The sequence below is a fragment of the Curtobacterium sp. 9128 genome (genome assembly GCF_900086645.1).
Taxonomy (GTDB): Bacteria; Actinomycetota; Actinomycetes; order Actinomycetales; family Microbacteriaceae; genus Curtobacterium.
Genome location: NZ_LT576451.1, coordinates 2,723,032 through 2,736,932 on the forward strand (window position 1 = coordinate 2,723,032; position 13,901 = coordinate 2,736,932).

The 13,901-nt window shown below is 71.0% G+C and carries 7 protein-coding genes; all 7 read right to left on the reverse strand.

Going from position 1 to position 13,901, the window contains the following annotated elements; translation table 11 throughout:
- Positions 1-45: 45 nt before the first annotated feature.
- A complete protein-coding gene (locus QK288_RS13090) occupies positions 46-2,520 on the reverse strand; it encodes a transglutaminase domain-containing protein (RefSeq protein ID WP_281264737.1) in 2,475 nt (824 codons plus the stop codon).
- Positions 2,517-3,929 (reverse strand): DUF58 domain-containing protein, encoded by a 1,413-nt coding sequence (locus tag QK288_RS13095; protein WP_281264738.1) that lies wholly within the window; start codon positions 3,927-3,929, stop codon positions 2,517-2,519. Before QK288_RS13095 ends, QK288_RS13090 begins: the two co-directional genes overlap by 4 nt.
- The gene (locus tag QK288_RS13100) at positions 3,926-4,897 is read right to left on the reverse strand and encodes a MoxR family ATPase (protein ID WP_281264739.1); all 972 of its coding nucleotides are present in this window, start codon (positions 4,895-4,897) and stop codon (positions 3,926-3,928) included. Before QK288_RS13100 ends, QK288_RS13095 begins: the two co-directional genes overlap by 4 nt.
- Positions 4,898-4,927: 30 nt before the next feature.
- Positions 4,928-10,771, reverse strand: a complete 5,844-nt coding sequence (locus QK288_RS13105) for an Ig-like domain-containing protein (RefSeq protein WP_281264740.1) — start codon at positions 10,769-10,771, stop codon at positions 4,928-4,930.
- Positions 10,768-12,180, reverse strand: a complete 1,413-nt coding sequence (locus tag QK288_RS13110) for a serine/threonine-protein kinase (protein WP_281264741.1) — start codon at positions 12,178-12,180, stop codon at positions 10,768-10,770. Before QK288_RS13110 ends, QK288_RS13105 begins: the two co-directional genes overlap by 4 nt.
- Positions 12,181-12,305: 125 nt before the next feature.
- Positions 12,306-13,127 carry a protein phosphatase 2C domain-containing protein gene (locus tag QK288_RS13115; RefSeq protein WP_281264742.1) on the reverse strand — a complete coding sequence of 274 codons (822 nt, stop codon included), beginning with the start codon at positions 13,125-13,127 and terminating at the stop codon, positions 12,306-12,308.
- Between the two features lie 3 nt (positions 13,128-13,130).
- The gene (locus tag QK288_RS13120) at positions 13,131-13,886 is read right to left on the reverse strand and encodes an FHA domain-containing protein (RefSeq protein ID WP_281264743.1); all 756 of its coding nucleotides are present in this window, start codon (positions 13,884-13,886) and stop codon (positions 13,131-13,133) included.
- Between the last annotated feature and the right edge of the window lie 15 nt (positions 13,887-13,901).

The window sequence follows — 13,901 nt, forward strand, 5'->3', positions numbered from 1 at the left end:
AGATCGCTCCGTCCGGGAGCACCGATCCGCAGTGTTCGCATCTGATCACAGGTTGCCTCTGTCCTCGTCCGGCCCGCCGTGACGCTCGTCGGGCCTCCGGACATCGTAGTCACCGCCGGCTCCACGCCGTCGCTGGCCGGCACCCACACGCCGTCGGAGTGCGCCGCCGACACGTGCGACAGCCGCCCCCGGTGCGGGGCTGCGCAGCGACCTCGTCGACACGGCGGTGCGGATGCGCTCCCGCCGGGTCCGTCCGTCGCGGAGGTCGCCGATCGCGGTGTCGGTGGCCTCCCACATGCGGTCCGCAGTGCGGTCGTCCGCCTCGCTCGGGCCGAACACCGCTCGGTCCGCCAGCGCGGCGAGTCCGGTTCCGCCGTCCCCCGGGGCGCTCGACGCGACCTCTCGTCGCGTCGACTCCGCACGGACGTCGTGTCCGCGGTCGAGCAACGCATCCCGGTACTCGTCCCACGCGCCGACGATGCGGCCCCTGGCAGTCGCGGCGCGGCGACGGCGACGACGACGGATCCGCTTCAGCAGCACGATCACGCCGAACGGCAGCAACACCAGGGCGATGAACGCGAGGGTCCCGAGCACCCACGGCAGTGCGGCGAGCAGGATCTGCAACCAGAGCGGTGGTTGGTCCGGCGTGTTCCGGTCGCTCTGCGGCGGCGTCTGCTGGTCCTGGTCCTGCTGGTCGACGGGCGGCGGCGGCACCACCGTCTCCGGCCTGGTGACCGGTTGCGGGGTCTGCTCCTGCTCCTTCGGGATCTCCCGGACGGTCGGGTTGGGGTTCAGGGTGACCCATCCCCACTGCGCCGTGTCCACCTCGATGCGGGCCGTCACGTCGGAACCGCGGAAGGTCGTCGTGCCGGCAGCACCAGAGGATGACGGCGTCGATCCGGAGTCACCCCCCGCTGCGAAGCCCAGCACGACCCTGGTGGGGAAACCGATCGACTCGGACATCAGCGCCGCCGCGACGGCGTACTGCTCCTGGTCGCCGAGCATCAGCGGCGACGTGAGGAGTTCCTGGATGCGGTCGGCACCGTGGCCCGAACGGCTGACCCGGTCGTCACCCACACCGTGGCTGACGTACCCGTTCCGCTGCAGCGCCTGCACCACGGCCACGAGCTTCGCCCCGTCGCTCTGGGCATCGGTGGTCGTCGACTCGACGGTGTCGCGCACGGCGTCGGGGACGTTGCGAGCCGCAGGGACCGTTGCGGTTCCCGGACGCGCGGTCGCCAGCTGTTCCTCCGTCGGCTGGTCGGGGACCACCGCGGTGAGGTCGTACCGCGTGCCGTCCTGCACCCCGCCGACGACCGCTCCGGTGCGGGTCGAAGCGTTGTAGAAGAACGCACTGCGCTCCCGCTCCCCCGCAGCGCCCGCGAACTCGACGCGTTCGAGGTCGCCGACGGTCGGGAGCCAGACCCCGGAGTAGCCGTCCACGGTCACCCCGACGTGCACGGTGGTCCCGCTCACGCCGCGGACGTCCACCGACGTCGGGACACGCTCGAACGTGCCCGATGCCGACGCGCCGTCCGTCCCGCCGACGCGGTAGACCACGCCGTCGTACGTGTCCAGCGTGGCGATCCGGACGAACCCGTTCTCCGGCAGGCCGGTGACACGGAGCTGCGTGGTGTCCGCCTCGGTCGATTCCTCGTAGGCCCGGAAGCCGCTGAGCGGGCTGACGTAGTCACGGGGATCGAACGGCTTGACGACGTCCGTCCTCGCGACGGTCCGCGCGGTGGTCGGCGGCGCGACCAGCCCCAGTCCGGTCGCGACGACCGCCGCAGCGACGATCGTCCCCGTCCCGACCAGGGCGGGCCGGACGACGGACCTGGTCACCGTGACGCGGGCGCCGATCGTCTCGGCCACCGCGACCGCGCGGCGCGCGTGGCGCACCGTGAGCGCCCAGACGAGCGCGATGCCGGTGAGCACGACCGCGAGGGCGAGCGACGTGTCGAGACGACTCGGCCCGACGACGACACCGGCGGCGAACAGCACCAGTGCCGGGATGCTCGCCAGTTCCTGCCTGGAGGCACGGGTCGCCACGCTCACGGACGTCACCGTCGCGACGAGGAGCGTCACGAAGAACGGCACCAGGAGGGCTTCGTAGGTCCCGACCGGCAGGCTGATGGTGACGAGCCGCTTCCAGCCGAGCGCGACACCGGAGAAGAGGTCCAGGAAGCCCTGGCCGGTCGGGAGCACCCCGTTCGCCTCCCCCGGCACGGCGGCGGGGACACCGGTCACCGTGAACGCCGCGATCGTCGCGATCGCGACGACCGCGGTCGGCAGACGGAAGACGGCGCCCAGCAGCGCGACGAGCGAACCGACGAGCACCGCGGTGACCGCGGCGACGACCATGCCGTCGTCGCGGTACACCGGCCACCACGCGACGCTCGCGACCGCCAGGAGCAGCCACACGACGAGCGTGCCGCCGACGAGCCGGAACGCCGGCACCCGCCGGGCCCGACGTCGCGTGTCTCGCCGTGCGCGCGACGGCACCACCGCGGGGGCGCTCATGCGGCGGCCGATCGGTGCAGCGCGTGCCGGAGGTCGTCGAGGTAGCCGATCGTCATCACGGTCAGCCCTGGTACTCGCACGAACCGCGGGACGGCCTCGGGCTCGCAGATCACGGCGACGACCTCGACGCCGATCGGGAAGCGGGTGGCAGCGAGGCGGAGCGCGGGGAGTTCGACAGCAGAGCCGACGACGAGGAACGCGACCGAGATCCCGGCGGTGTCGTTGCCCACGATGCGAGCGACCTCGGCGACGGGCAGGCAGGCGTCCGCCAGGCCGACGGTCGCGAAGTCGTCCAGCAGTCGCGTCGGGGTCACGGTCGGCAGGCGGTGCACGGCGTAGACGGCGCGCTTGGCGAACTCCGGGGTGCGTTCGGACACGACGACCGTGACCTCTCGGCCGTCCCGCACCGCACGGCTGCCGAGGGATGCCGCGGCGCTGACCGCGAGCTCGAACTCCTCGTCGTCCACGAACTCGGTCCTGGAGATGCCGAGCGCGATCACCAGGTGCGACCGACGCGTGTCCTCGAACTGGCGCACCATGAGCGCGCCGGTCTTCGCCGTCGACTTCCAGTGGATGTTCCGGGGATCGTCACCCGGCATGTACTCACGGATCGCGTGGAAGGAGATGTCGGCAGGCGAGAGGTCGGTCGTCGCCTGCCCCTCGAGGTCCCGGACCAGACCGGTGCTGGTCGACGGGATCGCGACCGTCCTCGGGTGCACGATGACCTGTTCGCGAGTCGTCCAGACGATCTCCCGGCGCACGAGGCCCACCGGGTCGGCGCGGACGCCCGTCACCGGACCGACGTCGAGGACCCCTCGGCGGACCGTCGGGACGGGCACCTCCCGTTCGAACGTGCCCCGCGGGGCGATGGTCGGGATCGCGACGTCCACGAGTCCGGCGCCGACCGGCACCTCGACCGTGATCGGGACGGACGGCAGACGTGCGGGGTTCTCGGCGGTGACGGTCACGCCCGCCGGGTCACCGACCGCGACGCGGCGGACCGGGAGGCTCATCCGGATGAGCAGCCTCGACCCGCCGATGAGCGCGACGGCCGCGACGACCACGAGCAGGGCACCGGCGAAGCCGACGACGACGACCTCGCGCAGGCCGAAGACGTACCCCGTGACGAACGCGACGAGCGTGAGCGCGGCGACCGTCCAGCCCAGGCCGGTGACCACCGACGAGACCTCGGTCCACCCGCGTGCCACGAGCCTCCAGGCCGTGCGCCACAGACGGACGATCCCGACGACCGCGTCGGCGGCGACGCCGTCGCGGTCGCCGACCAGCCGCGTGCGGACGTTCGTCAGGCCGGCGACCGTCCCCGTGCGCTCGTACGCCGTGCTCGAACGACGCGACCGCGTCGACGAGGGACGGCGCGAGCGCGTGGAGACGGGCCGGCGGTCCGTCACGACGTGACCCGGTCAGCGGGCGGCGGGGTCTCCACCAGGAGCTGGGAGACGACGCTCGAGGCACTGACACCGTCGAACTCCGCCTCGGCGTCGAGCACCAGACGGTGGGCGAGCACGGGCTCCGCGAGTGCCTTGACGTCGTCGGGGGTGACGTAGTGCCGGCCGCTCAGTGCCGCGAACACGCGCGACGCGCGCATGAGCCCCATTGCACCACGGACACTGACGCCGAGGCGGACCTCGCTCGCCGAACGCGTGGCGTCCACGAGGCGGGCGACGTAGTCGGCGATCGTCGCGTCGACGTGCACCGTGCGGGCCAGCGCCGCCATCTCCGTGATCGTCGCAGCGGGCACCACGCTCGCGAGCGGCACCGACGACGCCGGCGCCGAGGAGGTCTCGAGGATCTTCACCGTCGCCGCGTGGTCGGGGTAGCCGATCGACGTCTTCATCAGGAAGCGGTCGAGCTGCGCCTCGGGGAGCCGGTACGTGCCCGCCTGCTCGATGGGGTTCTGCGTCGCGATGACCATGAACGGCGCTGCGAGCCGGTGGTTCACACCGTCCACCGTGATCGCGGATTCCTCCATCGCCTCCAGCAGCGCAGACTGCGTCTTCGGGCTCGCGCGGTTGATCTCGTCGGCGAGCACGATGTTCGCGAAGACCGGGCCGCGGTGGAACTCGAACTCCTGCGCGCGCTGGTCGTAGACGCTGATGCCGGTGATGTCACCAGGCAGCAGGTCCGGGGTGAACTGGATCCGGTTCGTCGAGCCCTGCACGCTCTGCGCCAGCGCCCGCGCCATGCTCGTCTTCCCGGTGCCGGGGACGTCCTCCAGCAGCAGGTGGCCCTCGCTGAGCATCGCCGTGACCGCGAGACGGATCACGAACGTCTTCCCCAGGAGCACCTGCTCGACGTTGGTCACGATGCGGCCGGAGACGTCGGCGAACCAGGTGGCCTGCTCGGGGGTCATGCTCATGTGAAGGGGTTCCTCGGTGGGTGTCGTGGGTCAGGGGGTCGGTTGTTCGTTCGCCGGAGGCGCAGTGACCGCAACCGGGTCGGACTTGGCGCCTTCCTCGGAGATGGCGGTTCCACTCCAGGAGACCTTCGCTGAGACGCGGACGAACTGGGCGAGTGCAGGAGGACTGGGCGCCGTCTGATCGCCGTTCCAGCTCTGCTCGATGCCGTCTCCGGAAGTGTCATCGGTGAGGTACCAGTGCGCCACGTACTTCACCGTCATGCCGGTGCCGAGGGCAGGTCCACTGACCACGATCGGACTCCCCGACACTGCGCTCGAGACGGACACCGCGGTGTTCAGCGCGACCGCTGTGCCGTCGAACCGATTCTGCTCGGCTGCACAGAACGTGTCGCCCGGACCACCGCACGCATAGAGCGCGAACGAGGTCGGGACGTTGTAGCTGCCTCCTGGCACGTAGGAGTAGGACTGCCCGGGTGCCAGGTCGACTGTGCTGCCGTTCCCGGTGTCGAGCTTGTAGTGATGTGCGCTCGTCGACGGCGCGGTCACGACGGCGTTCCACGAGTTCGCGCCGGACTGCGAGACGTCCACGGTCGCCGGGTCCGTGCGGGTGGAACGGTCGAACGTCGTGGCCGTGACGTAGGCAGCGTTGCAGAACAAGCCGTTGTTGGACACGACCGCATACCGCTGGGCGCCGTTGCTCGGCTGATCGTCGACCACCGGACTCGTCGAACCCAGCGACGACCCGTTCAGGGACGTGCAGGGCGGGTTGCCGGAGTCGATGCGGTAGACGGAGTAGCTCACCGAGCTCCCGCCTGCGGGATCGGCCGACGACCAGGTGATCGTGACCGGTGACTTTCCGTACTGGTTGGCGTTCGCCTTCGCGGTTGCGCTGACGGGGCCAGGAGCTCCGGGCTGGCCGACGGCGACGCCTGAGGTGCTCGCGCTGTTCCACTGCACGGGGCTGCCGTCCCGGCCGGCGTTGTTGCGCGCAGAGACGGTGAACGTGTACTTGCCACCGCTCGTCAGCCCGTCGAACGACGTCGACGTCGCCGTCCCGACGCTCTTGCTCGCGGAGGTGCCCGGACCGTCGATCGTGACCACGTAGTCGTCGACGGCGGTTCCTCGCCCGGGACGCGGGACGGCACTCCACGACAGGTCGAGCCGGTTGGGCGTCGAAGTGTTCGCCTCCGCCTTCATGCCGTCCGGTGGAGCGGGGACGAAGTCCGCGCTCATCGGCGCGGACTGCGGCGACGGATCAGACGTCCCGACGGCGTTCACCGCGGTGACCGAGAACCGGTAGGACGCGCTCGGGTCGAGATCAGTGAGCGTGCAGACGGTGGAGGTCCCGCAGTCCTTCGACACGCCGTTCGTCCCGGTGACCCGGTAGCCGGTGATCGCCGAGTTGTTGGACTGCGGCGCCGACCAGGTGAGCGTGATCTGCCCGCCGTCGTACGAACCGGTCCGGGTCGGGGTACCCGGAGCGTCCGGGACGTCCTGCACCGAGATCGTGACGTCGCCCCAGACGTACCGGTCGGGATCGTTCGTCGCGTCGGCGACCTGGTACTGCAGGTTGGTGTTCACGGGCTTGGCGGTGCCCGAGACGGACACCTGGAGCCGTGACTTGTCGGCACTCGGGGTGATCGTGACGCCGGAGGGCAGGCCGCCGGCGAGCCCGCGGATGTTCACCACGCGCAGGCGCTCGTTCGGGAACGGGTTGGTCGGCTGGTCGTTCGCGAGGACGTCGATCGTCGTCGACGATCCACGCTTCGCGACGGCACTGTCCGCCCCCGGCTGTACGAGCGGCCTGGTGGACGCGACGATCCCGACGGTCACGAGACCGGACCGGCCGGCGTTCGCGGCATCGGCGACGCCGACGCCGATCGTCGCCGAGGTGTTCTTCTGGGCGGAGTCCGCGACCTTGATCGTCAGTCGCTGGCCGGAGATCGTGGCCGTGGTGCCGGAGGAGGGCTGGCTGACGACGGAGTACTGCAGTTCGGGCAGGTCCTTGGGGTACGGGTAGTCCGTCAGCCGCGTGAGGTCGAGCGTCCGGGAGTCGCCCGGCTGCATCTCGATCGAGGACCCGGTGAACGCGGGCGGCTGGTTCGAGCGCGGCGTGACCTTCACGGGGAGGACCAGGGTCGCGACCCGCCCCTTGCCGCCGTTGGCGTTCGAGCCGTCGGTCACCTCGAACGAGATCGACGCGTTGCCGTAGTAGAGCTTCGCCGACGTGAACTGCAACGTGGACGAGTCGACGGTGAGGTCGTCGCCGTTCGCGTGGGTGGCCTTGACCGTGCCGGGGTCGGTGATCTTGGCGGTCTGCCCGTTCGCGGTCACGACGTACTTCGACAGCGGGATCCTGATGGTCGACTCGCTCTTCACCGTGATCGCGCCTGCTGACCGGTTGACCTGCGGGAGGGCGTCGTCGAACCCCGGGACGTGGATGAACCCGTACGACACGATGTCCGGGTGGTCCTGCCGGGCGACCGAGAACGGGATGACCTGCGAGTCATCCGTGAGGCGAACGGAGATCCGCCCGTCGGTCGTGGTGCGGGCGGTGTCGCCGTAGCCGTCCACCACACCCACGGTCAGGGACGACGTCGACCCCTCGGCGAAGAACACGTTCTTCAGCACGTCGACGGTCACGCTCTGCCGATGCAGGATGTCCTGCAGGTCGAGCGTGGTGTCGTCGACCTCGGGACGGAGCGGGCGCGCGTCCTTGTCCACGGTGACCGTGAGGAACGCCGTGCTCGCGCCGCCGCTCTCGTTCGACGCCGTGTAGAGCACCGCGAAGTCTCCGCTCTTCGCGGTCTTCGGCGGGGTGACGCGGATCTCCTGCTTCCGCAGGACCTTCGCGGTGACGTCCTTGGCGGTCGGCTCGGCCTTGGAGACGGTGAGGTCGCCGCCCTCGGGGTCCGAGTCGTTCTGGAGCACGCGAACCGTCACGGAGCCGCCCGGCCGGATCGTCACGTGGTCCGCCTCGGCCACCGGGTTCGACGCCTGTTCGGCCCGCGGTGCGATGCCGACGCGGATGGTGCCCGTGGCGCGAGCGCCCAGCGCGTCCACGACCGTGTAGGTGAACTCGTCGGTGCCGGCCGAGTAGTCCCCGGCCTCGTAGGTCAGGGAGTCCGATCCGATGTCGCTGACGGAACCCTTGTCGGGGTTCGACGCCACCCCGACCAGCTGCACGGAGTCGCCGTCGGGGTCGATGCCGTTCAGTGGCACGGAGATGCTGACGGCCTGACCCGCGACCACACGAGCCGTGACGGTCTGTGGCACCGGCGGGTTGTTCGTGGCACTGTCCTTCTCACGGACCGAGATCGAGACCGCGGCGTCCGCGGACTGTCCGTCCGGGCCGGCGACGCGGTACACCGCCGTGTAGTTGCCCGGGGTCTTCGGCGCGAGGTACCGGAGGTGGTCGCCGGAGGCGAAGAGCAGCCCGCCGTCACCGGGGACGTTCTGCACGAGGTCCGGCTGCAGGGTCAGCGGCTCGCCCTCCGGCTGGGTGTCGTTCGCGAGGACGTCGATGTTCGCGACGTCCCCGACCCGGACCGTCGCGGTGTCCGGCTGCGCGACGGGCGGCTGGATCCGGTCCGGCTTCGGGATCTCGACGACCGTGACGGTGCCGGGCGACGACGCCAAGCCGTTCGTCTCGGTGTAGGTGAAGGTCACCGGCCCGTCGAGCGGTGCCGACAGGGTCGTCCGGATCGTGTGCTGGTCGAGGATGCTCGCCTGCACGCCGGAACCCCGCGCGGGTCCGTCGAGCGCCGTGACGAGGAGGACCCCGCCCGCCGGATCGATGTCGGTGGCGGTGACGTCGGTGTCCTTGGTCGACAGCGTGTTGACGAACACGGTCTTCGGGGTCGTGATCGGTGCGGTCGACGCGTCCGGCGGTGCCGCGATCGTCATGCGGACGATCCCGCTGGACGTCTTCGTGCCGTCCGTCACGGTGTACTCGACCTGGTGGTCCCCCACTGCGTCGCTCTGCACCCGGAAGGTCCCGGCGTCGTAGCTCGGGGTGATCGTCACGCCGCTCGCCGACGAGACACTCGTCAGCGTGATGCTCCCGTTGCCGCCCCGCACGTGCTCGAGCGGATCCACCGTGAAGGACTTGCCTGCGTAGCCCTTCACCGGGAACGCGTCTGCCCGGAGCGGCACGCTCCCCTGCGCGGCGACGTGCACGGTGAGGGATCCACGGCCGTCCGCGCGACCGTCACTCACCACGAGCTGGACGCTGCGGTCGCCGGTGCGACCGCTCTTGTTGCGGAAGTCGAGCAGGCCGTCCGGCGTCGTCGAGACCTCGTCCCCGTCCGTCGCGGTCGCCGACTTCAGGTACACCGGGTCGCCGTCGGGGTCGACCCAGTCGCCGAGCACGTTGCTCGACACGTGCCCGCTCTGGACCACGTCGGCTGTGGTGTCCCTGACCTGCCTGGGCGCGTCGTTCTCGGACTCCGGTCGCACGCTGACCCGGACGGTCGCGGTGGCCGAGCCGCCGTTGCCGTCGGTGATCGTGTACGGGAACGTCACGGTCCCGGACGCGCTGTCCGACAGGGCGATCTGCAGCCGCTGCCCGTCATCGACGATCGCGACCTTCCCAGCGGCCTGGTCGACGGACCCGACCTCGCTGACGATGATCGGGTCGCCGTTGGGGTCGTAGTCGTTGAGCAGGACCGGGAGGCTCGTGGTGCGTCCCGGACGGGCACCCAGGTCGTCGTCCACGGCGACCGGCGGCTTCTGGTCCTTGTCGACCTCGGGATCGTCGTCCGAGATCTGCTCCTGCTGCTGGTCGTCGTCCCGCTTGATCAGGTCGGACCAGTTGTCGATGAGCTGACCGCTGCGGTCGATCGCCCAGGAGCGCCCGGTCGCCGGGTCGTTGGCGACGACGGTGTCGGCGTTGTGGACGATCTGGAGGGCGGCACCGCCGGGCACCCGGTCGAGCTGCTGCAGCGCGCGGCCGGCGCACGTGTCGATCGCCTGCCCGCCGCTCCACGCCCCGAACGTGCAGTTGCCGTCGACGTAGGGGCGGGCCGCGCGTCCCGACACCGCCAGGGCGGTCGTGGTCGCTGCGCCCGACGGCGTGACGCGGACGAGACCCGCGGCACCGGCGACGACCACCGAGTCCCCGTCGGCCGAGGACCGCTGGAGAGCCGGGGACCCACCGACCCGGTCGCCGAGGTCGACCGTGTCGCCGTCGACCGAGAGCGCGCCGGTCGTCTGGTCGAGCACCGCCATGTGGGAGCCGAACGCCGCGACCTGGAAGTCGTCCTTGCGGTCCATCCGCACGGTCCAGCGCTTCGCGACGGACAGGGTCGAGCCGACCTCGACGAGGGACGCCGTCCCGGTCCGCGGCGAGTACACCGCGACGTGCTCGTCCGACGCGTCGAACACCGCGTCCGCGCCGAGCGTCAGATCCGCCTTGGTGGAAGCGTCGAAATCGGCGAGCTCCTTCGCCGGCGTGGACCAGACCTCACCGGTCTCCTGGTTGCCGATGACCGCGGTCGATCCCGAGAAGAACACCTGCGGTGACCCGGAGGGCAGCGTGACCGGGTCACCGATCGTCGCGTCCGCCACGTCCACCTTGGCGACCGTGCCCTTGGTCTCGTCGACGCTGTAGACCATCGATCCGGTCTGCAGCACGGAGAGCGCGTCCGTGGACGACTCCACCGCGGTGTTCAGCTGCAGGACCGCGGTGTTCGCGCGGCCGACCGCGCCGTACTGCGACGAGGGCACCCAGACGGTGCCGTCCCCGAGCGCGACCCGCTGCGTGTGGTACCCGCTCGAGACGACGGCGGCCCCGGCGACGAGCGCAGCGACGACCACGGACGCGCCGATGGTGATCGCGGCGGACCGGTGTTGTGCGATGAGCCGCCGGATCACGATCCGCCGCCGATCGTGGCGCACCGTTCGGCACTCGCGACGCCGGTCTTGCCATCACGGTTCACCGCGACCGAGATGCACTCCTCGTCGCCCTTGCTGCCGGAGACGACGAACGACGTGCCCGACTGCTGGCTCGACGCGCCGTTCGAGGAGATCACGTAGGTGTCGCCGTTCCGGAGCCCTGGGTCGCTCCAGCGGAACGTGACGGACTGACCGGCGGTCGACGCGCGGACGTCGGAGACCGTGGGGATCGCCCCGGAACCGACACGTGTCACGAGGACGAAGGACGTCACGGCGAGGGCGACCACGACCGCCGCGGCGACCGAGGACGCCCAGATCACGGTTCGGCGGGATCGACGTCGGGCCAGGGTGACCGAGCCCGTCCGGTGGACGGTGCCGACGCTCCGCGAACCGGTGGCCGCCACGCCGCCCTGCACCGGGCGACGCGTCCGGCGCCGACGACCGACCCGGCTCGGCGGCTGGAGTTCCCGGATCATCGTGCGGTCACCCTCCGGCGTGGGCGTGGCGACGGCCCATGCCTCGACCGCGACGTCGGCAGCAGTCTGCGGGATGCCGAGCTCGGCCTGGACCTGCTGGAACCCGCGGACGAGTTCCATCACGGTGGCCGGACGCTGCTGGACCTTGCGGGACATCGCCGTGGCGAGCAGTCGCTCGAGCGACGGCGGCACGTCCGTGCGACCGGACGGCTTCACACCGCCCTTGTCCACGCGCGCCATCAGGTCGGCGGCACCGTTCTTGCCGCCGGGGACCTCGAACGGGCTGCGCCCGGCGAGGAGCGAGAAGACCGTCGCCGCGAGGGAGTACACCTCGGACTGGATGGTCCCGCGGGACTCGTCGATGAGGACCTCTGGCGCCGACCACGGGATGGACATGCCGATCGGCTCGTCGGGATCGGACTCACCGATGGTCGCCGCGATGCCGAAGTCGGACAGGACGGGGTTGCCGTACGCGGTGAGCAGGATGTTGGACGGCTTGATGTCGCGGTGCAGCACGCCTTCACGGTGCGCCGTCTCGAGCGCGGAACCGATGCGGACCCCGATCGACAGGACCTCGGAAACCGGGATCGGCTCGCGTCGGTAGCGCTCGCTGAGCGACGACGAGCAGAGCTCCATCACCAGGTACGGACGCCCGTCGGCCGCGACGCTCGCCTGGAACACGGTGAGGATGGACGGGTGCGTGCTCAGCCGGGCCATCAGGTTCGCCTCGGCCTGGAACATCTGCCGGACCCGGTCGTCGACGACTTCGTCGAGCAGGACCTTCACCGCGACCTGGCGCCGCGGCATGTCCTGCTCGTAGAGGAACACGTCGGCGAAGCCGCCGGAGCCGAGGACGTGGACCGGGCTGAACCCGGCGATCACGGGAGGGGTCGACGGCAGCCGTCGCGCCATGGCACCCTCTCCTCCCCGGCCGCAGCCGATCGTCCCCTCGGCCCTTCAGTCTACGGAAACGAGCCGGCCGGAATTCCGCACACCAGAGTACGGGATTCCATCCGCTGCCCCCAATTCGGGGGACGTCAGTGGCGAGGCAGCGTGTCCTCGAGGTCGCCGTCCTGCGGTGCGTCCTCCACCTGGAGGACCACGACGGTGACGTTGTCGCGGCCACCTGCGATGAGGGCATCGCCCACCAGGCGCTCGGCGAGCTCCTGCGGGTCGGCGACCTTCGCGGCGATGCGGCCGATGACCGCGTCGCCGATCTCCTTCGTCAGACCGTCCGAGCACACGATGTACCGGTCGCCGGTGCGGAGCGGCAACGTCCACCAGTCCGGCTCCGGCGGTTCGCCGAAGCCGACCGCGCGGGTGATGACGTTGCTGTCCGGGTGCGCTTCGGCGTCCTCTGCCCGCAGCACACCGGCGTCGACCATCTCCTGCACGACCGAGTGGTCGACGGTGATCCGACGGAGGACGCCGTCGTCGACCCGGTAGGTGCGCGAGTCGCCCACGTTGAAGACGAGCGCTGCCGGCTGCCCGTTCGACGCGACGAGCGCGAGTCCGGTCACGGTGGTGCCGGCACCGATCGCGTTGCCGCCCGCCGCACGCTCGATGTCCGCCGTGGCGAGCAGGAGCGCGCGCTGGATCGACTGTCGGGTACCGAACGGCCCGTCGACCGAGTCACCGAGGCGACGGACCACGGCGTCGCTCGCACGGTCACCGGCGAGGTGTCCACCCATGCCGTCCGCGACGACGAAGAACGGTGCTTCGACGATGTAGCTGTCCTCGTTGTGGTCTCGGCGACGACCGACGTCGGTCGCGGCTCCCCACGAGAGCGTCAGGGTGGCGCCGTCCGTTCCGGGGACGTCGATGGCGTGGGCGGCGGCTGCTCGGCCGAGTTCGGTCACGTTTCAGGATCGCTCTCTGGGGGTTCGGGGCGTGCCGGTCTGATGGGTCGGAGGCTGGTGGAGCGACGGCGGGACGCCGTCGGCCCCTGGCGTGAGCCGGAGGTGCGGCGAGAGGATCTCCACCGCGATGCCGTCCCCGATCTCGACTACCGTACCCGTCAGCGCGACGATCGACGCACCCGACGACATCCGGTACGGCGCCGAGCCGGCGGGCCGGACGACGGTCCCGTTGGTCGAGCGCAGGTCGTCCACCACCGCGGCTTCGCCCTCGGCGTGCACGAGCAGGTGGGACGACGACACCTGTCCGAGCGGCGACGGCACGGTCACGAGTTCTGGCGCCGGCCCACGGACGACACGCGGCAACGCGGGACGCCGGCCGATCACCACCGGGTGGTCGAGTCGGATGACGCGTCCGCCGACGCGGATCGACGGCACGCGGGTGCGTGGCGGTTCCGGGACGGCAGGGAGGCTCGGGGGCGCGTCCGGCTGGGAGGCCGTCGGCCGCGTGGATGGTGCAGCCCGAGGCATTCCGAGGACCGTGTCCTCGGGGACCGTCGACGGGTCCGGCGCAGTGCGCGGCGCACGGATGACGGTGTCCCCGAGCGGGCCGTCGTCGAGCAGGTCCGATCCGTGCGACCCACCACCCGAGGGGACCCGGAGGACCGTGTCGTCGATCGCGTCCTGCGCGCGAGCGGATCCGAGTGGCCGCGACCGAGGACGGATCACCGTGTCCTCGACGTCATCGGCGTCGTCGTGCACGTGGTGCCTCCCTGC

Coding starts and splice junctions, on each gene's coding strand:
- QK288_RS13100 (WP_281264739.1), bottom strand. CDS start 4,897: ATGAGCATGACCCCCGAGCAGGCCACCTGGTTCGCCGACGTCTCCGGC.
- QK288_RS13110 (WP_281264741.1), bottom strand. CDS start 12,180: ATGGCGCGACGGCTGCCGTCGACCCCTCCCGTGATCGCCGGGTTCAGC.
- QK288_RS13090 (WP_281264737.1), bottom strand. CDS start 2,520: ATGAGCGCCCCCGCGGTGGTGCCGTCGCGCGCACGGCGAGACACGCGA.